The sequence below is a fragment of the Archangium gephyra genome (genome assembly GCF_049060025.1).
Taxonomy (GTDB): Bacteria; Myxococcota; Myxococcia; order Myxococcales; family Myxococcaceae; genus Archangium; species Archangium gephyra_A.
Genome location: NZ_JBMEQQ010000002.1, coordinates 8,700,801 through 8,722,573, shown reverse-complemented (window position 1 = coordinate 8,722,573; position 21,773 = coordinate 8,700,801). Strand labels below are relative to the sequence as shown.

The 21,773-nt window shown below is 68.1% G+C and carries 9 protein-coding genes and 1 pseudogene; 4 read left to right on the top strand and 6 right to left on the bottom strand.

The window, feature by feature from the left end; genetic code table 11:
• Nucleotides 1–2: 2 nt before the first annotated feature.
• Nucleotides 3–206 carry a hypothetical protein gene (locus ACN28I_RS38165; RefSeq protein ID WP_420946823.1) on the bottom strand — a complete coding sequence of 68 codons (204 nt, stop codon included), beginning with the start codon at nucleotides 204–206 and terminating at the stop codon, nucleotides 3–5.
• Between the two features lie 367 nt (nucleotides 207–573).
• On the opposite strand from ACN28I_RS38165, the gene ACN28I_RS38160 reads away from it, so the two are divergent.
• Together ACN28I_RS38160 and ACN28I_RS38155 are read left to right on the top strand one after the other, a co-directional pair.
• On the top strand, nucleotides 574–4,776 hold the full coding sequence (locus ACN28I_RS38160) for a hypothetical protein (RefSeq protein WP_420946822.1): 4,203 nt from the start codon (nucleotides 574–576) through the stop codon (nucleotides 4,774–4,776).
• Nucleotides 4,777–4,971: 195 nt separating this feature from the next.
• Nucleotides 4,972–5,247 (top strand): transposase zinc-binding domain-containing protein, encoded by a 276-nt coding sequence (locus ACN28I_RS38155; RefSeq protein ID WP_420946821.1) that lies wholly within the window; start codon nucleotides 4,972–4,974, stop codon nucleotides 5,245–5,247.
• Here ACN28I_RS38155 and ACN28I_RS38150 read toward each other — a convergent pair.
• Nucleotides 5,224–6,395, bottom strand: a pseudogene (locus ACN28I_RS38150) (IS3 family transposase). The gene ACN28I_RS38155 and the pseudogene ACN28I_RS38150 overlap by 24 nt on opposite strands.
• Nucleotides 6,396–8,676: 2,281 nt before the next feature.
• On the opposite strand from ACN28I_RS38150, the gene ACN28I_RS38145 reads away from it, so the two are divergent.
• Nucleotides 8,677–12,648: a hypothetical protein gene (locus ACN28I_RS38145; protein WP_420946820.1), complete on the top strand. Its 3,972-nt coding sequence runs from the start codon at nucleotides 8,677–8,679 to the stop codon at nucleotides 12,646–12,648.
• Between the two features lie 612 nt (nucleotides 12,649–13,260).
• Nucleotides 13,261–13,977, top strand: a complete 717-nt coding sequence (locus ACN28I_RS38140; RefSeq protein ID WP_420946819.1) for a hypothetical protein — start codon at nucleotides 13,261–13,263, stop codon at nucleotides 13,975–13,977.
• A 215-nt stretch (nucleotides 13,978–14,192) separates the two neighbouring features.
• On the opposite strand, the gene ACN28I_RS38135 is transcribed toward ACN28I_RS38140, so the two are convergent.
• From ACN28I_RS38135 to ACN28I_RS38120, 4 genes are all read right to left on the bottom strand, one after another.
• The gene (locus ACN28I_RS38135; protein WP_420946818.1) at nucleotides 14,193–14,474 is read right to left on the bottom strand and encodes a hypothetical protein; all 282 of its coding nucleotides are present in this window, start codon (nucleotides 14,472–14,474) and stop codon (nucleotides 14,193–14,195) included.
• Between the two features lie 97 nt (nucleotides 14,475–14,571).
• A complete protein-coding gene (locus ACN28I_RS38130; protein WP_420946817.1) occupies nucleotides 14,572–19,257 on the bottom strand; it encodes a helicase-related protein in 4,686 nt (1,561 codons plus the stop codon).
• Nucleotides 19,176–20,402 (bottom strand): DEAD/DEAH box helicase, encoded by a 1,227-nt coding sequence (locus ACN28I_RS38125; protein ID WP_420946816.1) that lies wholly within the window; start codon nucleotides 20,400–20,402, stop codon nucleotides 19,176–19,178. The genes ACN28I_RS38130 and ACN28I_RS38125 overlap by 82 nt, the downstream gene beginning before the upstream one ends.
• Nucleotides 20,399–21,661, bottom strand: coding sequence for a hypothetical protein (locus tag ACN28I_RS38120; protein ID WP_420946815.1), 1,263 nt, complete (start codon nucleotides 21,659–21,661; stop codon nucleotides 20,399–20,401). The genes ACN28I_RS38125 and ACN28I_RS38120 overlap by 4 nt, the downstream gene beginning before the upstream one ends.
• Between the last annotated feature and the right edge of the window lie 112 nt (nucleotides 21,662–21,773).

The window sequence follows — 21,773 nt, the reverse complement described above, 5'->3', positions numbered from 1 at the left end:
CTCTACGTCTCCGGCGCCACGAGCACCGCGCGCACCAGTTCCCAGTACCGCCGTTCCTCGGGGGGTTCCGGTTTCTCCCCCGGCACGGGGGGCCTGTCGGTGACTCGCACGCGGACCACGTCGTCCCCGGTAGGGGACACGGCGATCACTTCGGGGTTGTATCCCTGGGTCCGGATGATCGACCAGCCGTCGTTCGAGACCACCACCCATGGGGTTGCTCCGTCCCGTGTACCGGCGCGGCCCGCAGCCTTGCTGGCCCCGGCAGCGGCCCTTCTCGGCCCCTCCGCGCCAGCCCTCACCCTCAACATGGCTTCTATCCCACTTATACGCAGGGCCGCGGGTCGGGAGAGAGTGACGCCACCAATGGTCTGCCAACAAGCGACACCGAAGGCGCTCACTGCCCCAGCGACCTCGGACCGCGTCTCGGCCCTGATCGCATCGATGCTCGAAAGAGCCCGCGGCGCTGAAGAGCGTGCATGGGCCTCTCGGTCATGACGCGCCGCCCCTCGTCGAATGCCCGATGGGCGCGGTAGGATTTCTCCCCACACGCGGCACATTCGAACAGGAGGCTGCATGGCGGCGACGACCGAAGAGCGGAGCAAGCTCGATGTCACCGAAGTGAGGAAGGCGATCCCCGCCGTCGTGAACGACTTCGGAAAGAAGCCGGCACCTCGGCATCTTGTCCTCCTGACCACCGCGTTGACTGAGCTCCGCGCCGCCCAGGGCGCGCGCTCCGAACGCATGGATTGTCCTGGCTGCGGTGGCCCGGACCTCGAACTCGCGTATGTGAATGAGCACCTGAGCACCTGCCCGGGACACCCAGCGGTGATGCGCCTCCGCGTCGCACGCGAGGCGCTCAGGTTGTTGCCGACGGTGCTCGAGGAGATGGGCCTCCCTGGCGCGGAACTCCCGCCGCCGCTGGCCGCCGCGCTCGCCGCGGCCGAGGCCAGCGCGACGTCCCGTCCGCCCGGTCGGCGCACGCGGTACCTCGACAGTTACATCGAAGGGTGCCTCGACTTCTTCTGCTCACCCGAAAAGGTCGCGAAGCATCCGACGCTCATTCCGAAGTACGACGAGGAGCTGAGAGGCGCGTTCGAGCTGTGGGAACGCCTCACGCATCGCGAGACGGACCCCTGCCCTTTCTGCGCGACCGTCGTCCCGCTCGAAGGAGTTCTCGCGCACAATCTCGAGTGCGCTCGGCACCCGGCGCGCGCCGCGGCAGATCGCGGCGAGATGGAGCTCCGCGCCAGCCTCGGCAAGCTCGGCGCGGACGTCCTTCTCGCGCAGGTCGCGGCACGGCACGAGGTCGTGACCGGCCTCGCCGCGCTCATCGATGCCTGCGAAGCGTTCGACAGCGACCTTGGCTACGACGGCTCCGACTACACGGCCGAGGGATGGCTGGAGAAGCGGCTCGACCGCGCGTGTGCTAGCGCGGACAAGCTCATCAACCTGCTCCCACGCGAGTACCGGCCGAACTTCGACCCGGTCGCTCAGGCAGCCTCGGGCCCCGACTTCGCTCGCCCGGTATGGGCGGCGCTGCTTCGGGTGCGCGAGAGCGGTCCCATTCCTGGCAGCCACGCCGGCACGGACGACGACGCGAAGCTGCTCCGACGCGCCGCCGCCGAAGGGGAGGCGCTGGAGGCCGAAGCCGGCGACCGCCTCACATGCCCGGCCTGCAAGCGGGACGGCGTGTGGATCCACAACCTCGGGCCGCACGTGCCGACCTGCCCTCTCCATCCGGCCATCCTTCGCGAGCGGCAGACGCACGCTCGCCTCTTGCTCGCCGCTGCCGTGATGCGCGAGCGCAAGCCGGGCGTCGCTCCCCTCAAGGTACCGGAACTCGAGACGACGCTGGTTCAGCGGTTCTGGCCGAGCGCGCGCGCCCCCGGGTCGACCTACGTTCGAGACCGGGACCGCGACGCCCTCGAGTTTCTCCTTACGCCGTCCAAACGGGCTGATTCTCCCTTCCTCGTGGAGGAATACGCCCGCGACGTCACTGGCATCCTCTCCAGCTGGCAGCGGCACCGCATGGCGCGCGAGAGCTGTTGCCCATTCTGCGGCGAGGACGCTCGCCTGAGTCGCTTCCCCGCGATCTACTTCCACATGGCGGACTGCCCGCGCCACCCGGCGCTCGCGCGTGCGGACACGAACGAGCAGCGGCTAGCAGAACTGGGCGCCTCCAAACTTCTCGTTCCCGGCGTCTTGCAGCGGCAGACGGACACGGCGCGCGTCGCCATCGCGAGGCTTTCCGAGTTCGTCGACAGCTTCACCGGCTCCTTCGGCGACGACGACCGGGGGCACGGCCTCGTGTCCGCGAACCTTCTGCCGAGGTGGAACGACGAACGGAGGCGCGCGAGAGAGACCGTGTCCGCGGTTAAAGCTAAAAAGATTGTCATCAGCACCCCTCGGAGGGCAGAACCCGCGCAGGTCGTCGGCATCTTGAAGGAGGTGCTGCCGAAAGGCTTCGGCTTCGCGCAGCCGCTGACTGGACAGACTGCCCACACCGTCTTCCTCAACGAGGGCAGGATCGCCGCGCTGCGCGCCGCGCGCGCCGACAGCGAAGGAACTCTGCTCTCGCTGCTCGTGGTCGAAAAGGTGGACGGGAAGCGCGCAGCCGTTCGCGCCAGCCGCCTCGACTTCGCGGATGCGCGGTCGGCGGAACTTCTCTGGGAACGAGTTGCACGCGTTCAAGACCGCGCGATCGAGATCGCGCATCTGAAAACACTGCTGCCCGACCTTCCGGTTGTTCTGCCGCTTCTGTTTGTCCTTCTCGACGAACGCCCGGCTGACGTCGGCCTACTCAGAACTTTGGGCTCCCATCTACCCGGTGCGGCCTGGGACGACCCGGCGGTGCGGTCAATTCTGCACGTCGCACCGCCGGCGGACCGTTCGCGCGTAGTCCTCAAGAACTTGCGCGAGGATCCGGGAGCGGCGCTGTCGCTCTTCATCGACTGGCACGCGAAGCGCCAACTGTCGGCAGACGCCGGTTGGATAGAGTCCCTATGGCACCAACTCCCGGCGCAGCGCGCGCCCCTGGTGGAACTCGCACGCGAAGCCATTCAAAACGCTTCGCATGAGGCGAGGCTCCGGTGGGGACGCCGTGGCATCGACCTCCGTATCGGCCCACGCGAACTCTGGTGGGAATGGATCGCTGCCGCGCTCGATGCGCCCGGCGGTCGGGTCGAGCTTATGGACGCTCCGATGGACGATTGGGCGCCGCTGGCAGACGCGCCCCAGTCCGTTGTTCGCGCGCTCCTCCGGCGTCGGCATCCGGCGGTCGCCGCGGCCTTACAAACGCTGGAGTCGGTGGCCGTCTGGACTCGCGAGCGCGCGGCCACGCGAGCTAATGACCTGCTGAAAGACTTAGACGAGGATGACCGCGAATTGGCTGCCCGGTGGGTGGAAGCGCGCGCAGTCGACGAGCACACCGAAGGGCCCATCCGCGCACAGATGCTGACGGCTCGTGCCGCCGAGAAGTGGGCCGCGCGCTACCTGCGGTCGCTCGGGCTCGAGGTGCGTGACGTGTCGATCGAGCAACTCCGACCCGCGCACCACAATTGGAAGGTGATGGACCTGCAACTCGAAGGACGCCACGGCGTCGATGTGAAGAACTGCAGGCGAACCGTGAATGGCGGCATGCGCAGCGGCCGCTGGAAAGTGAAGGCGTTCAAGGCCGACGCCGCCGGGCAAAAGGTGACGCTATGCGGCGTTAGCAGTCCTCACACCCAGTTGGAAAAGGACGGCGCGGTAACCGTTTTCGGCACGGCTACGAATTCCGAACCGGTCGTCGTCTTGGGCGTGACTCACGCCGCCGAAGTAGAGCAATTGCTGCGCCTCTTTCGAGACGTGTTCGAGATGTCGACTCCCGCGCGCACTAGTCTGAGGGAGATGCCGGCTTGGGCTTGGGACTACCCGCTCGCCCATTACCGTCAGCGCAACGATGCGCTCGCAGCGCTGCGGAATGCCGCCGGTGACAGCGCCTCCGTGCTCGCGCGGCGCTGGCAAGACGAATTGCCGCCCTTGCTGTGGACGATCTGGGGCTTGGAGCCGCCCGGCTTCGCGTCACTGAACGAGCAGCAGCAGGCCTTCCTGGGCGAGTTCGAGACGGCCTGGCGCAGCACATCGAGCGGCGACGCGCGCGGGACAGCCGTTCCGCGCCTGCCGTGGCTCTATCTCTTCATTCTGCACGCCTGGCTGCGGCGACGGGCATCAGGCCAGCCGTCTGACGCGAGCAGCTTGAAACCGCTGTTCCGACCACATCCGCCTGCCGAAGCCCGCGCGAAGCAGGACGAAGAAGAAGAGCAAGACGACGAGAGAGACGACAACGAGAACCGCGACTACTCATCCGGGACCGGCAGCGCTCCGCTGGCCCCGAGCATCGGTATTGCCGATCCCGCTCAGACCATAGACCGCCTGATGGATGTCCTAGCCGTCATGGACCGCCACCTACCGCCGGCCGAGTTCCGCCTCATCGAACGCTTCACCTTTCATCCGAACGGCGTGCTGACGGGCACGTACGCGAATGGCGATCGGCGGACGCTTCTGGCGCACTGCGGCGGTCTGCTCGAGGACCGAATGGTCGACTGCGGCGAGTGGCCGCTCGTGTACGGACGCAACGGAAGCTGCGCCTGCGGTCGGCTCATCTGCGGCAAGTGCCACTGCTGCACACAAAGCGGTCAGCCACCCTGCCCACACGAGCTCGAACGCAAGGAGAACGCGCGCAAAGCTCGGAACCGCGTTGCTTCACCGGGCTTCCGTCGACGACGTAGACGATGAACTGAACGTCCGCCAGCTCGGAGGCGTTCAGCGGTAGGGCGGAAGTCCCTCCGGACCATAGGATTCGACGCTTCGGTTCGGGGGCCACCAAGCCCGACGACCAACCGCCCCACCCCGGCGGAGCCGACATCGCCGCCCGAAGGAGGCGCGAGCAACTCCACCCGCTCCGCTCAATTCGCGCGGCAAGCTCAGCTGGTGGAGGCGAGTGAGGTGGGGAGAGGCCTGCCCCGGTATGTGGAGCGGGACTTCGCCAGGTACCTGGAGTGCGGTGTGCTGGCGCACGGTTTCGCGCGGGTGCGCTGTGAGAGTTGCAAGGACGAGCTTCTCGTCGCCTTCTCGTGCAAGGGACGAGGGGTGTGTCCCTCCTGTAATGCGAAGCGCGCACATGTGACGGCGGTGCACTTGGTGGAGCGGGTTGGGCTTGCCCCGGTTACGTGGATAGTAGGGTTAAGATGCCAACTTCTGCGGTAAGGCTGCAAGCTCAAAATCCACTGGACTCACGTAGCCCAGCGAAGAGTACCGACGCTTGCGATTGTAGAAGACCTCGATGTACTCGAAGAGCGCCGTGCGAGCCTGCTCGTGCGTGACGAAGTCAGCCTCGTGGACGAGCTCCATCTTCAAGCTGCTGAAGAAGCTCTCGGCCACGGCGTTGTCCCAGCAGTTGCCCTTGCGCGACATGCTGCATTGAATCCCGCGAGCAGCCAGCGCCTTCTGGTAGTCCTCGCTGGCGTACTGACTGCCCCGGTCCGAGTGGTGCAGTAGGCCTCGTCCTGGCTGCCGGCCCTTGAGAGCCATGTCGAGCGCGTTGAGCACCAAGTGCCGGTCGATGTTCTCGCTCATGGCCCAGCCGACAATCATGCGCGAGAAGAGGTCCATGACGACGGCTAGGTAGAGCTAGCCCTGCCTCGTCCACACGTAGGTGATGTCCGTAGCCCAGGTGCAATTGGGCTGGCCGGGGGAGAAGTCGCGCTCGAGGAGGTTGGGGGCCACGGGCTGGGTGTGGCGTGAATCCGTTGTCTGCACGAAGCGGCGCCGCTTGCGAGCGCACAGGCCCTGCTGGCCCATGAGACGCGCCACGCGCTTGCGGCTCACGCGGCAGCCCAGGGCACGCAGCTCCGCATGCACGCGCGGGCTGCCGTACCTGCCGCGGCTCTCCTGATGCACCGCCGCCACTTGCTGGGCCAGGGACCGGTCCGCCTTGTGCCGCTTGGACTCCGGACGCTCCTTCCAGGCGTAGTAGCCCGAGCGCGACACGCCCAACTGTTGGCACATGAAGTCCACGGGGAAATGGGCCTTCTGCGCCTCGATGAACTCGAACTTCACGTCGAGCCCTCCTTGGCGAAGAAGGCCGCTGCTTTTTTTAGGAAGTCGCGCTCCATCTGCAGCTGGCGGTTCTCCTTGCGCAGCCGCACCAGGTCATCCCGCTCCGCCGTGGTGAGAGTGCCTGCTGGACTCTTGCTCTCGCCACCGTCGGCTTCGCGCACCCAATTGCGCAGGACTGACTCGGTCAGGTCCAGGTCCTTGGCCACCTGGGGCAGGCTCTTGCTGCCCTCGCGCACCAGCCGGACCGCATCGGCCCTGAACTCCGGGGTGAAACTCCGCCTCTTCCTTCTCTCCATGAACACTACCTCCCGTGTAGCCAACTTATGAGGTGTGTCCACAAAACCGGGGCAGGCTCACGGGTGCTGCCCCACGTGAGCCTGAGCATAGGGGCCACGAGCTTCGGCGAAAAACACTATTGCGGAGGTGCTGTCAGGACGACGAACATGAGCGCAATGGTGACCGCTGACGGTGCCCCGCCCCTCGCAGCTGGTAAGGACTGCGCGACGATCGCGCAAACGATCATCCGGAGTCTGGATGACCGGTTCCTACACTTCGTGGTGAAGCACGTCATGGAGGGCTACCGTAAGGTGGCGATCCCTGACCTTCGCGCCGCGCTTGAGGCCTACGTCTCCTTGGTCCGCGTGCAAGGTTTCCGGCCTGGGAAGGCCTCAATGGCGCGGGCCGTGCCCGTTGTCGCCACTAGGTGCCGGAAGTACCCCGAGATCGCACGGCTTTTCCTCAGTGGCTGGAGCGACCTCCATCGTCCTATCGTCGAGCGCGCGCGTGCGCTCGGCATTCCCAAGCGGCATGCGGCCAGCGAGTCCCTTCTCTTGCCGTATCCCGAATTGGAGGCGTTCGTCGAGCAGTTCGGGCCGTTCCTGGCTCCTCAGGCGCGGGACGAGGCGCAGCTCGCAGTGCTGCTTGAGGCTTTTCGCTTCGGGGAGTGCGAGTTCGCACTGCACGCGAAACCCGGACATTCGGAGCAGAATTCGGTGGACGCGCAAGGCATGGAGGAGCCCGCAGACGAGGAGGGGAAGAGGCTCGATCCACTGTGGGAGCGGCTCCTCAGCGAGCTGGATGCGCTCGCGCTGGACCACCCCGCCTTCGCTCAACTGGATGCATTCGTGGAGGAAGCGCGGACCCGCTATGCGCTCCGACTGGAGGAAGAGGAGGCCGCTCGCAACAACAAGGAGGCGAGGCAGGCCATTGAGGATCAGGTGGCGGCCATCCGGCGAGACCACTCCGATTCTCTCGAGTACCTCGAGCTGGACTGCGCGCGCTGGAGCGCGGTGTCTGTTCCCGTCACGCAGATGGCTCATGCACGCGAGTTCCTCACAAGCCTGGATGCGCTCCTGGTGCAGTATCGTGCCGCGCGGCAGCGCGTCCAAGGCGCAAGGACCAGAACCGAGCGCACGATATCCGAGCGCGAGGAGGGCGCCGTCGCTCAGCAGATGCGGGAGCTGCACGAGACCCTGTCAGGGCTCCTCTCCGGGGAACCTGCGGCCACATCCACGGAGTCCCCTGGCGTCCTGACGGAGCTGCAGCAGGATCCACCGGTTGTCGCAGCCCCCCCCACCCCCTTGCCGGTTATTGCGCCCCCCGTCACGCCCGCTCAGCCCGTGGCGCAACCTGCCGAGCCGACGCGCGTGGTGTCCCAGGCGGCCGAGGCACTCGTGCCCCCCCAGCCCTCCCCGGTCGGCACCTCCTCCCGGGAGGCCCCTGCCGGGCCCGCCGCGCAACCGCACCTCGCGGACTCTGCAATGATGCGTCCGCCGGCCCCTCCCTTACCCTCCGTGGCGGCGCCCCATGCACCCGTACCTCCTGCAGCCGTAGCCCCGGCGCCCTCGCCCGCAGTGGCCGTGTCGGCTGGCACCGGGCCCGTGACCGCGCAACCCCCCAGGGAGGTGTCACCGCCCCCCGTGTCCCCGCCAGCGGCCGAGCCCCTCGTACCCGTGGTCGTTCTGCCGGGCTTGGCGCAGGACATCTCCTCCTGGGCATCCTTCCGCGCGTCGCGTTGGGTGCGCCCCGGAAACACCCGGTCCGAGCCAGCGCCGTGGCGTCGGGGGGATTTCGGCGAGCGCCTGAAAACCGCTTTCAGCGGCGAGCTGCTTGCTCCGCAGCCGCGATTCTGGATGCTGCACCTGCTCGCGGCCGCAGCGCACGACGCGGGCCTGCGCAGCCTGCCCGCTCCCGAGGAGGTGCGGGAGCTCGCCATGCTGTGGAGCGAGCCCGCCATGCGGCCCGCGATGCGTAAGCTCCAACGAGGCCCAATCCTCGTGAAGGCGCTTGAGGCGGGCGAACTGGCGGAGGCCCTCTCATGGCGCGCGCGAGTGTTCCTTGAGGCCGCCTGTCCCGGCCTGGAGGCGCCGCTGGCCCAGGGAGAGGCCGCCCTGCTCGTGGAGTCTGCGGGGTTCACGAGCAAGGACCTGGAGGTGGTCCTCACCGCGATGCTGGACTTCGCCGGGTACGGAGAGGACCCCATCGACCGCTTCCGCACCCTCGTCCCGCGCGAGGCGGTCACCCCAACCGATCCACGCGTGGAAGCTCGAACAGCGGCGGCGCGACTTCAGGGCACTGGTGAAGAGACACTGGAACGCGGGCGGCGGGAAGATTCAACGCTCGCATTGCCGCAAGGCATGGAGCGAGTTCATCCAGAAGGTCTCCCCGCTCCTGCACCAGCTCTACCCGGTGCCCGACGGCGGGCGGGAGCAGTGGAAGCCCGGCGAGTTGAGCGGTGACATCGCGCGCATCACGGAGGTCCACGCGGAGTGCGCGAATCGTGCCGGCGCCCTGCGCGAGGATCGGGGGCACATGGACAAGCTGGCGGCAATCTTCGCGCGCGAGGCTACGGAGATCGACAACCTCATGCAGCGCCTGCACCGCCGCCACATGGCTGTGGATGTGAGCCCGCGCGGGGACAAGCTCCCAGCGGAAGCCCTGCGCCGATTGCTCTCCGGAGACATGTTGTCGGGTGACGAGGAGTTCTTCCGCACGCTGCTCCTGCGGTCGATTCACCCCACGCCGCGGGAGGAGGGGACGGACTCGCTCGTACTTCCCTTCCAGGCGCTCTGCGGCTGGCCGGAGCTGTTGCTTGCACTGCCTCCCGTGGAGGGCCCTCCGGGCGTGCCGGCCATCAGTGTCCTGGATGTGACGGATCCGCAGCTCGCGGCCTCGCTCCTGATGGAGCCGCCCTCGCCGATTGAGCCCGGGGAGGGCATCGAGCCGCTGCTCGAGGCGCTCGAGGAGCCCTCGCGTCAGCACCTCCTGCCCCGGGTGGTGGCCCTGCTGCCCAGCTCGATGCGGGAGCGCGCGCACGCGCAGGGAGTCCGCACCATCGAGCAGCTTTACGAGGCGCTTAGCCGGGTGCGTAACGTGAGCCACGACCTGAACGAACTCGCCTCGTCCATGCGCGAGCCGTTGGGCCGCATCTGCCACGAGGCGGAGGCACTGCTGGAGCCATCCAGCGCCGGACCCAACCCGGGGGCGGCAACCCTGGACCCCGTGCGCATGAGGCTGTGGCTGGAGAGCGTGGAGCACGAGGCAACCCAGGCGCGCGACGTGCTCGTCGAGCGCTTGCGCGCCGACGCGCTGGCCCACGGCGGCGAGGAGGGGGAGTCCGCGCTGCAGGCTCTGGAGATGCGCCGCTATGCGATGGCGCTCGGCGCCCTGCGGGGAATGCCGGTCGCGGCCGTTTCCGAGCGCCGGGTGACACTCTGGCGGCATGACGCAAGGGTCCGCTTCCCCGAGTCGTCACGCACCTTGCGTGAGGCAGGCGCGCAGTTGCTGTCGAGGTGGCTGGAGGGCATCCAGGGCTCCGGCCAAGCCACCAACCAGGACCGGGCCGTGCGCGCCGAGTTCGCCCGCCTCTTCTTGGGGGAGCTGTACGAGGTGTCCACCAAACACCAGAACGAGGTCTCCCTGCTTTGCGCGGACATCCGCCGGGAGATCGACCGGCGTGGCCTGAATCCCTCCTACGTCCCGCAGCTCAGCCGTTTCCGCGCGCTCGTGGTGCCGAGCGTCAACGTCAGCCCGGCCGCCACCCACTTTGTGCAGGCCGCCGCCTCCTCTGCCGCCACACACCGCGACAACCTGGTGGTGCTCCTGGCGCCGGGCATCACCGAGAAGGTGCGCCAGTCCCTCATCGAGGAGTTGGCGAGCCGGAAGCTCACCGCAGCCGTCTTCGATGACCTGGACATATGCCGGCTGCTCAATCCGGGCGGCCAGCGCCCCAACGGTATCCTCGGCGTGCTCGAGCTGCTCCTCGAGCAGCAGCGCTGGTCCGCCGTCACCCCGTTCGGCCGTCACGAGGGCCAGCACGTCCATTTGGAGATGTACGTAGGGCGTGGCCAGGAGGCGCGCGACCTAGCCTTCAGCGCTGATTACTCACGCCTGTTCTCCGGCCGCAAGATGGGCAAGAGCGCGCTCCTGCGCTTCGTGGAGAGCCGATTCGACGGCCAGTCCCTGCCTGACGGCTCGCGCCTGCGCGTCATCTACGTGTCCGCCGTGGGCATCGAGCAGGCGAGCGCGATGGTGGACCGCATCATCGAGGCGCTCGCCACCCGGGCGAAGGCCACGTGGCTGTCCAGCGAGGGCGGATCGGCGGAATCGCCCGGTGTCCGATTGGACCGGGTCATCCGGCGCTACCTGGAGGAGAACCCGGACATCAGCCTGCTGCTGGTGCTCGACGAGGCGGACACCTTCGTGGAGCAGGAGTTGGAGGAGTACGAGGAGCACAAGGAGGCCTGCCTCAGCTTCTTCATGCGCAGCCGCCTCATGGAGGGGGGCGCTTGGCAGGGGCTACCGCGCGTGCGCTTCGTCTTCACCGGTTACCGGGTGACGAACACCAACGAGGGGGCGTGGGGCAACTGGGGCAAGGCCCTGCGGCTCGAGCCGTTGCAGTTGGACGACGCCGCAGGCCTCGTGGCCGGTCCCCTCGCGCGGCTCGGCATCGATGCCACGGAGCAGGCGGCCGTCATCGCGCACCGCTGCGGCTATCAGCCCGCGGTCATCCTCCAGTTCGGAGAGCGCCTGCTCGCCAAGCTTGAGGAGCGCTACCCGGCCAAGCTGCGGTTGCACCAGAAGCCCGTGGTCACCTCCCAGGACGTGGTCTCCACGTTCGAAGACGTGCAGGTGCAGGAGGAAATCCGTGCCGTCGCGAAGAATAACTTCCAGGGCAATCAGGCCGGCCGGGTCGTCTTCTATGCGGTGCTCAACGAGTTCCTGCTGCGCTCCCCCACGGAGGCGCTGACAGACGCGGAGGCACGGCTGCGCCGCCGGCTGGAGAAGCTCGAGGGCGATGACTGGACGTGGTTGCGGCCGGAAGGGGAGACCGTCGAGGGCGAGCTGTCCCGGCACCTTCGTGACATGGTGGACCGACAGCTTTTGCTGTCGCGCCGCGGGCCGGGCGGGCAGAGCGAATACCTCCTCCGGTTCCCGCACCACCTGACGGTGCTCGCGCCCCTGGCGCGCGAGGAGGTGATGCGGGCGGACATCCGGGCCCTGCGTCAGGCGCGCACGGCCGAGAGGGAGAGCCGCGCGACCCAGGCGCTCCTCGGACGCCATAGCCTGCAGGCGGTGCGCGCGCTGATGGAGTCTACTCCTGATCCGGAGATGCTGGGCGTACCGGTCGTGGCCACACTGTGGCGGCCCGAGCTATTCGCTGGCAAGGGACGTGAGGGGGCGTTGCTCGCACGCGGCCTCTTCGACCGGCTCGGCATGGATCAGTCCATGGTGCTCGACGCCCGGTCCGGCGCCGCCTTGCACGAGGAGCGGCTGGAGCGCTCCGGGAAGCTGGCCCTCCTCGGCGTCTCTCAGGCCGAGGTGTCCCGGCTCCTAGCTCTCCGTGGTCCCTCTCGGACGCCGCCGCTGCTGGTGGGCGGCGTGGACTTGCTGCGCAGCACCCTTCAGCCCTTCGTCCCGCTTCAGGGCTCCCCGAGCACCGAGGTCCTTTTCGACCTGCATCCTGTGGGCCGGTTGGGGCGCGGTGCGCTCTCCTGGTGGTTCGAGCGCGCGCGCGGCTTCAACTTCTCGGAGGCGGGGGCTATGGGGCTCATCCTCGAGCGCACGAGCGGCATTCCCCTTCTGGTCGCGGAGCTGGACCGCCTTCTCATGCGTAGAGACCCGGAGGGCAGTGGCCTAGACGTGAATGACACGCTGCTGCGCGAAGCGCTCGGAGAGGTCGACCAGGTGCTGCCCGTCCTGGCGCGCCAGCTGTATAAGGGCCCGCCCTCCATGCAGCTCGAAAAGCGCGAACTCGCCCTGCTGCAGATGGCGTGTGCGGTGACCCGGGTGTCGCCGGGGGGCAACCTGGGGGAAGACCTGAGCGAGTACTGGTCCATCCACAGCGAGGAGCTGAACCCCTCCTGGCGCAAGGACCGCAATTTCCGCGCGGTTGATGCGGAGGACACCCCGGCCCTTGCCGTGTTGCAAGGTGCTGGGTTGCTGCCCGTCCGCCCGGATGTGCCGCAGTCGGACCCGCTCTCCCGGCTTGCGCCCCTGACTTCCGAGGACGCGCTGCAGCGGCTGGTGAACACGCTCCAGGTGGACTGATGGACCTCCCCGTCAGTTTCGCCCAGTTCGAGACGCACTGGCGCTTCGTGGATTCGGGGCGACTGGAGGCGTGGCTCACCAGCCGGCCATGGGTGGATGGTGGTGGGGTACGGCTACTACGCGCCAGCGGCCCCGCGCAGGCGGACCTGATCACTGCGGCCCTCCCAGCACGGGTGCACGCGGTGGACCAGGGGCGCACCAACGTGGACACCACCTTCCTGAGCAGTTTCGAGGCCGGGGGGGACGTGCGCGCACTCGCTAGGCTCGCCTTCGACATCCAGCTCCCCTCCACACGCCGCGTGCTTGAGCTGACCGCGGATCTGCTAGGCCACCAAAGGACGCTGCTGGTGCTCGAGGGGACGCGGCTGCCGGACGGCGCCGTGCGCGCCTTCATTGAGGCGGCCACGCAGTTGGCGAGCGATGTGGCGAAGCTGCGCCCCTCGGTGGCGCTGCCCGTGCTTGTGCTCCACGCACCCGGATTCCGCCACGCGGAGGAGAGCTGGAGCTTCACCTCGGGCGGTCCGCTGGGCGAGGTGCTCGGCCGTCCCGATGCCCCGCCGAGCGCCCGCTGGGCCGCCTACGTCCACACGCGTCTGGCCTGGGAGGCCGCAGGTGAGCCTCGACGTCGCGCTCGAGTGGGCAGCCCCTGCGGCGGGGCTCGCCATCGGCGCGGACGATCAGATGGAGAGCGTTCTCAACACCTTGGCGGACGATGCGTGGCAGCGGTTGGACACACCCCGGCAGGAGCTGCTGCGCGGCTACCTCGCCATGCTGGGGCAGCGCAGCTGGGACCGCATAGAGTACGCGCGCCGCACGGAAGAGCTGCAGGCGGCGCAGCTGGCTTGGCGCCCCTCGGGGGTGGCCCACGCGCGCCCGGTGCCTTGGGCCGCGCGCGCTCTGGCCCGCCAGGTCCGGATGCCCGCGCACGCTGGGACGCTGCTACGCAGTTGCATGACGTGTGCACCCATCGCCAAGGAGGTGGTCTCTCGCTGCCTTGACCTGGAGGCATACCTGCGCGCGCGGCACGCCCCTGCGCCAGTGCCGCGCCCGCTCGGCAAGCCTGACGAGGCGCTCCGGGACTTCCAGGGGCGTGGAGCCGAATCCTTCGACCGGCGCTTCTACCCCAAGGACAGCCCGGCTGCGGCGCTCGTGGACACCTCCGCATTCATGCCGTTCGGCGAATTCCTCGAGCGCGTCTCCGTGCACGGCTGGCGCCGCAAGTCCCTCCACCAGCTACGGCAGTTGCGCAACAGCGTGGCGCACGGCCACTACGTGGGCTGGGAGTCGCTCCGAATGCTCGAGGAGCTGGAGGGGCAGCTCACGTCCTGAAGGACAGGCCGCAGCAGGCGCTCACGCTGGTGCTGCCCTCCAGGAATACCCTCAGCGCCGGCTTCTCTTGATACGGGCTTGATCCGGTTACGTGGCTCGCCCCCCCGGGACAGGCCCCGGGGCGGCACACGCGGGCGCACGGAAAAAGCCCGCGCTCGAAACGGACGAAGGACTGACGCCCGGCACGGCGCGAGCGGCGGTGGTGGACCTCGCGCCTAATCCTGCAACACCCCAGTGATGTACAGCGGCACAGCACCGTTTTCGGACTGCACGACCCGGAGGGTGGCCGTCCGGATGGCCTGGGTCTGGGCGGCGGGGGGGCTCCAGAAATCATGCCGGAGCGAGGTTTCAGATCTCAGGAAGCCCAGACCCTGGTCCAACCGGATGATGAGGTACTGGTCATCCGGCCACTGCAGGCGCATTTCGCGCATGTGGATGGCGTCCCTCCGGTTGCGGACGTCGACCGTGGCCGCTGTCCCGAGCAGCGAGGAGAGCACGTCGCGCTGGGTGTCCCTGCTCTGCCAGTCATGGTTGAAATACGCGGGCGGCGTCCTGCCGGGGTGCTCCTGTTCGGTGACCTGGACATGGAGCCGGCTATTCGCCTGGACCCCCCCGGGGAACCGCTGCAGTCCGCGGAGCACCTCGAAGAGGATGCGTGCCGTCAGGGGCGAACGCACATACCGGTCGGTGTAATGCACCGCCACGAGGGGCGTGCCGGCCCGTAGCCGCGCTCCGAGCTTCTGGTAGGGCAGCCACCAGCATGGCCCAGAAGCGCTCGCCCAGGGACGTGAGGGGTCCATTCAGCTGGTTTTGGATGCTCAGCTCGCGGTACTCGCCGGGCTTCGCCTTAGCCACTTCTTCCGGACGGGGTGCACGGGCCTCGGTGGCTGGTAGCGCGCTGGCCACCGTCTGCTTGAGGCAGCGGCCTGCGTCCCCCAGTCCCCCCCAGTCCGGGCCCGGGCACAGGGCTTCCTCGGAAGTGCAGGCCCAGCGCGTGCTGCGGCGGTTTCCACTCACCTCGGCCACCATCCGCGCTCCTGCTACCTGCACGCCTCGCGGGGGACTGATGAGGAGCCGGATACCCGCCCCCTGCGCGCGCGCCACGAGCGCCCGCCCTTCATCCCATTTGAGCTCGGCCGCGCAGTCCTCGGGAATCAACAAAGAGATCTGGAGCCCCTCGGCGGCCCACCGGACCAGGTGTGGCCACAGGCGCCAATCCTGGAAGTCCCAATCGGCCACGGACCCCCCGAGGTGGATCCGGCACTCCCGCATCTCCGCATGCCGCAACTCCGAGATGAGCCCCGTGAGCAGCGGAGAGGTTTCCAACCGGGTGCCGGGGCCGAAGACCGCGAGCTCCGCCGGCAGTGACAGGGCCTGCAGGAGCTCGTCGGTGAGGACCCTCCAGCCCTCGTGCCGGTTCAGCTTTCGCAGCATGTGTTGCGTATCGAAGGACAGCAGGCACGCATGGCAGACCCCTGTGCAGTTCTTGGGGCACTCGAGGATCTTCCGGGCGCGCTCCAGCAGCTCCGTCAGGTGTTCCGGAACGCTCGCGACATAGCCGGCGCCACCATCCGCGATGTCGAAGAGCAGGATGGAGCGGCGTGCGGCGTTCTGCTCCGAGTGGGCCTCCAACGTCCCCCAGCCGAGCTCATCGGGTTTCACGCCGAGCTTCTCTGCGAGTGCCTGGCGCAGGGCCACCGCAATCGAGGCGCAAGCGACCTCGTCGGTGATGGGAATCCGGGTGACGGGATCCTGGAGCTGTAGCTCGAGGACATCCGTATGCGCCTCTCCCCCGAGACGGATGTTGCGTTTGATGGCATGGGGCCGGTTGTTGCCCGTGCACATCCGACCCTTGGCGCCCCGGAGCCGGTGGTGGTTGACCAGCTCCGCCGGGACCGGGGACTTCCGGCCGTCCGCGACCTCTGATGCGGCCCACCCACACTCCAGGCAGATGGCGTACCCATGATTGGACAGACCCGCACTCGAGTGAATGATGATGCCGTTCGGGTCGTACCGGATCCGTCCTGCCTCGGGATGGGCCAAGGCCTGCCACGCTGCCTGTCCAGCGGAGATCCACGGCTCCTGGATGGGGATGAACCGCTGGCGCGAGAAGTCGTTGTGCGGCTTGCTCTGGATGTCCACTGCGAAGCCCGAGGGCCGCATCAGCTTCATGAAGGACAGGGTGTCCGCTCCACAGGTACGGCAGCTCTCGACCTCTGACGCCGACGTATCGCACGCGCCGCAGCGGCGGCACTGCCACGCCGTGCGGATGACCTGCACCTCCTTCTGCTCTTCATCGCCTGGAGGCAGCCGCCAGTGCAGTGTGAGCCCAGAGGAGTCATAGACCATACCGTCCATGACCACACTGCTGCCCGGAGCGTACTCGCGGATGGCGGTGGCCAGGTGCCGGGCTGGATAGCCGCGGTTCTGCCCGTATCCATCCTCTCGCGCTTGGCCCTTCTCCTCCTCCTCGCGGCGCTGCTCGAGCTCCTCGGCCGTTGTCGTGACGAAGGGCACCACGTGGAGGGGGAACCCGTGCGCGGGCAGAAAGCCCGCGTTGGCCAGGCTCCGCAGCAGGTACTCCTGCAGCAGCCGTTTGAGCTGGGCCCAGATGGCCCACTGCACCGGATCGACCTTCTTCCGGCCTTTCTTGTCTGGCACTCCGCCCGCTGCCTGGAGTTCGTCAGCGAGGGCCTGGTGCTCCGCGGACCAGCGATCGAGGATCTGCCGCAGGTTCGTCTCCGCCGTCTGGAGCAGACGCAGCACCTCCACTCCTTCGAGCGAGGAGCGCGCGGTCAGCTGCTTCAGCCCTTCGGCGATCTCGGGTGAACGCAGGGCGTCATCCAGCAGCCAGGAGGCGAAGTTCTCCGCTTGAGGTGCCGCCCCTTCGGGCGAGGGCAGGAAGAACCACTCACACGTCAACCGGGAGCTGTCCGCGTCGAACCGCCGCAGGAACCGGGCGAGCAGCAGGGACTGGATGTGCCGCTGGACGATCCGCTCGCTTTGCAGCGATACGGTGGGCACGTGGATGGGGGTGGTGAACGGCCACAGGGGCGATTGGAAGATGGCCTCAGCGTGCGGGACGCTCTGGCAAAGGGTGAGGGTGACTGCCCGGGCTTCTCCGCGGCGGCCGGCCCGTCCGGCGCGTTGGAGGAAGTTGGCCGGCCCCGGAGGCGCATTGGTCATCGCCACCGCGGCGAGCTGACCGATATCGACACCCATCTCCATGGTGGTTGAGCAGCTCAGGACGTTGATGCGTCCCGCCTTGAAGCTGCCCTCGAGCTGCATCAGCCGGTTCTTCGACTGTTGCGCGGAGTGCTCGTCCACCTGGTAGTAGTCCGCGAAAGCCGCGATCCGGTCGCAGAACTCGGTCCACACGCCCTGCTGGCGCGCCTTCAACACCTGGGCATTGGTTGCCAGCCACCGGGCCGTCACCTCCGGAGCGCGGAGCCCGTTCTGATCCCGTCCGTGGCTGAAGGGGGGCTGCGGGAGCACCACCTTCTCACAGCGGGCGACACCCGCGGCCCAGCGCTCCGTCTGGTAGGGCGATATTCCCCGGAGGGTCGTGTCGATCACCCGCCGGGTGATCGGGCAGATCCACCCCTCGCTCATCAGGGTGAAATGGACCTGCTGGTCCAGGTGGAGGATGAAGCCGTCCTCCTTCGAGGCCAGCAGATTCACGCGCCGCAGTTGTTGCCAGGCATCCCGCAGCAGCTCATCGACGAGCGCCCGGTGCTCCGGCTCCTGGTCATTGAGCTCAAGCGCCAGCATCAGGACGCGCGCCATGCGGGGGAGCCGCTGGCCCATCGCCGCCTTGGGCCAGGGGTAGCGAACGTTCTTCTTCCCTGGCGTACCCGGGCTCACCACCACCGAGCCGCGAATCTGTGTCCCCAGCAGACGCATGTAACCCGGGGGCACCTCGACCGCCGTGTGGCCGCGCACGAAGAAGTCGACGCACATCTTGAGGAAGTCCCGCCACTCGCGCAGACCGAGTCCGGCCGACTTCCAACTGCCAGGAACGTCGGGCTCGGTGATCCGCTCCAGCGCGGGATAGACCACGGCGACCAAGCCCAGGGTCTCCAGCGAGTTCTGCCGCCTCGGGCGGCGGACGAACTCGCGGTACAGGCAGAGCGAGGCCAGGTCTTGTCCATCCAATGCGGCGGGGGCATAGCGCTGGCGCTGCCGCTCCGGCATCCACTCCCGGATCTTCCCCTGGTTGGCAAGCCGCTGGGCCATGTCACGCCAGAGCAGTGACGGCCGCTGGGCCTTCGCCTGCTCGGCGGCGAGCTCCTGCCGCTTCTCGTCCAGGAAGCCCTGAAGGTCCGGGTCCGCCTTCGCCTTGGGCTCGAGCCTAGCGATTTCGCTCTGCAGCTTGTCGATCCGGTTTTGATCGGCTGCACCCCGGAGCTCCAGGAGTTCGTGGTAGATGAGGCTGCGGACGTAGTTGCGGTCGGACTCCATCTGCAGGCGCGCCGCCAGCCGGGCCGTCCCCTGCCGGCTGTCGCTGAAGGTGATGAGCTTGCGGCCGCCCACGGGCAGGACCTCGGGATCCTTTTCCGCTGGCGGCAGATGCTCGAGCAGTGCCGGGATGGCGGCCCCCAGGAAGAAGGGGGCCCCCAGCCGTACCGGGCGGAACTGCTCTTCTCTCTCTTCGGCGCGCTGCCCGCACGAGGCGCATTGCAGCCGCCCGTCCTTCCATAGGACGAGGGCAATGGACACCACGCCCTTGTCCCCATCGGGCTCCAGCTCGCCCGTGAACGGGGAGAACTTCAGCCGGGCGGACGTCAGGTGGTTGGGCGCCCGCCCGCTGATCAGAGCCGTGCGCTCCCGCATGGGGCCCGCTGCTTCCTCGGTGTCGTCCTCTTCCTCGCCTTCGTCCGTATCCAGCTCGAAGGAGCTGGAGGACAGCGGCTCCAGCCGGTTGCCCTGCTCCTCGGCGCACAGGTACTCGCTCCCGCAGCCCCAGCAGAAGACGAGGTCATACACGCGTCCGTCACATGCGTCGCAGGTGTCCCGGCGCGTCAGGAAGAGCTTGCCGAAGAGCCAGTCTGGGCTGTCCAGCGGGGTGTCCTTGCGCCCCGGGCAGGCGGTGTTGCTACAGGCCCAGAGCCCCGCCTGGGTGCGGTGGAAGAAGTGTCCACGGAGCGGGAGCAGGCTGCCCTGCGCGTTCTTCGCGAAGCTCAGCAGGTCCATCCACTTCAAGGCCGTGGGGCCTGGCGCCTCCGCCACGGGAGCGTCCTTTGTGCCCTCCAGGGTGGCGGCGAGCTGCGCGAGCTCCATGGGCTTCTTGGCCAGCGTGTTGCGCAGCTCGCGGACCTGGGGGACGGCGGCGAGCCGCTCGAAGAGCCCGTGGGCCCCATGGCTCCGGCCTCCTCAAGGGAGGGGAGGGGCTCGGTGCGCTCGCTGAGCTTCTCGTCCAGCTCGGGAACGGAGCGTTTGCCGCTGATGACCACGACCCGGGCGGGATCCACGCCAGCCAGATCGGCCAGGTAGCGGCTCAGCGCCTCACTGGCTTCGTCCCCACCGATGGTGGCCGACGTGGCCACGAAGCGGATCCGCTCCGCATGCGCGCCGAAGGCATTGAGGACACGCCGCAGCAGCAGGGACAGCTCCGCGGCTTGCGAGCCCACGTAGTTGTGCGCCTCGTCGAGCACGATCCAGCGCAGCAGGCCCTGCGACTGCTCGATGATGCAGGCATCCGCCGCCCGGACCAGCATGTACTCAAGCATGGTGGTGTTGGTCACCAGGATGGGCGGTGGCGACTTGCGGAGCTCGGCGCGCGAGAGAACCTGGGCAGGACTCCGGACCTGGTTGACCGTGGGCTCGCTCTCGGGGGTAGCCCCGTTGTAGAGGCAGAAGCGCATGCGGTCCTGGAAGCCCGAGGTCCACGCCAGGAGCCGGTCACGCTGGCTGTTGATGAGCGCGTTAAGCGGGTAGAGGAAGATGGCGCGCACGCCCACCAGGGGGGCCTTTCGCTTCTGTTCCCCCAGCTCCCTGGCGAGGTCGTTCAGGATGGGCACCAGGAAGCACTCGGTCTTTCCGCTGGCGGTACCGGTGCTGATGATGGCCGAGCGGGCCGGCTCGCCCGAGAGGGCCTCCCACGCACGAACCTGATGCAGGTAGGGACGGCGGTCGCGCGGGAAGCGGTACTCGCTCAGCTCCTTCGGCGGCTCGTCCATCGCGTCCACCAGCGTGGAGGCGAGCAGCGGCAGCTCGTCCATTCTGCGGGCTTGCCGCTCCCACTCGAAGAGTGCCTCGAAGACCGGAGGGGCGACGAAGCTGCCGCTCTCACCCGGTGGCCGCTGGAGGGTGGCCTGCAGATGCTGGTGCAGCGCGCGATTGGCTGGGCCGAGCTGGCTCACCATGGCTCTCGCGGCCCGCTCGGTGAACTCGTGGCTGAGGGTGTTGTAGAAGCTCTGGGTCATTTGAACAGTTCCGGGTTCTTCTGCAGCGCGCTTCCCAGCAGACAGGCCAGCGTGCTGCCGTACGCCTCATCGAACCAGCGCTCATCGAAGGCACGCAACCGCCGGAGCTCCAACACGCGCTCGGGGGGAAGGGAAAGGTCACGAGCGCTGGCTACGGCGGCCACAACGGGCGCCCTCAGCACCGCGGTCTGGAAGAGTTGGGTGGGCTCGAGCCAACACTCCCGGGGAACCTCGCGGTAGAGGCCCATCCAGTCCGGGCGTTGGAAGTCGACCTCGGGCCATGGATCCTCGGCATGGGCGCGGATGAGCTCCTGCTGGGCCGGCTGCAACTGCTGGCGCAGGAAGCGGCGGCCAGCCTCCGTCCTCGCCAAGTGCACGAATGGACTGGGCGCGCTGGGTTTGCCTCCCAGTGTCTCGCTCCATAGGCTGAGGATGCAATGCATCCAGGAAGCCCGGAGCGGGGCCTCCTTGAACAGCGGTTTCAGGAATGCCCGGGGATCCACGGGGATGCCTTCGCTGGCCAGCTCCGCAGCCTTCTTCTCGCGCCAAGCCAGTTCCCGGCGCACGGCGCGCACCCAGACCTGGGCTGGCACCAGGGCCCACATGAAGGGAAGCTGCTCGAGGCCCGCCCACAGCACGCCGGACATCTTGTCCTTAATGAGGGCGAGCACTGCGGCTTCGGGGTCACCGGCCACGCGCCGTACCACCTCGTAGGTGGGCGATGGCAGCGAACTCATGGTGGCCAGGAAGTCCATCAGCCGCGGCCACTCCGCGTGACTGGCCTCGGTTGCGAGCTCACGCACCAGCTCGCCCAGCTGCTTGTGGCGCGCGGCTTGGGGGTGCGCGTGGATGGCCCGCTCGAGCTTCAGCTCCGCCGGGGCCGTCCCATTGATCGTCACCCGCAGGGGCCGCAGGGGGGAGAGCGTCCCGATCCAGGCGGTCAGAAGCCAGACGCCTGAGGCGCAACCCGCCAGATCGAAGATCCAATCGCCCTCTGGCCGCTCGCGCAACAGCCTAGCCGGCTCCTTCGGATTCCAGAGTGGCCGGGCCTCCAGCCGCAGCCGGGCACGCTCCTCCTGGCTCAGCGCCTTGATGGCGGACTCATTGAGCCGGATCTCCACCGCTTCGGAGTTCTCCCTGCCCTTGTCCAGGTTCCCGTCGTAGCGGGCCACGGGGAGCCGCTTAGGCGAGGCGCGTCCGTTGACGACGAGCCGGAGGCACACCTGGGCATCAAGGCCTTCCGAGGCGGCGAGCAGCACGCTGAGCTGCTCCGCGACACAGTCCAGCGAGAAGCTCGAAGGTCCCTTCCTCCCGGCGGGGAAGCTCGGTGAGGACCACCCAGTTCCGGTTCTGCTGCTGGCACTCGAGGAA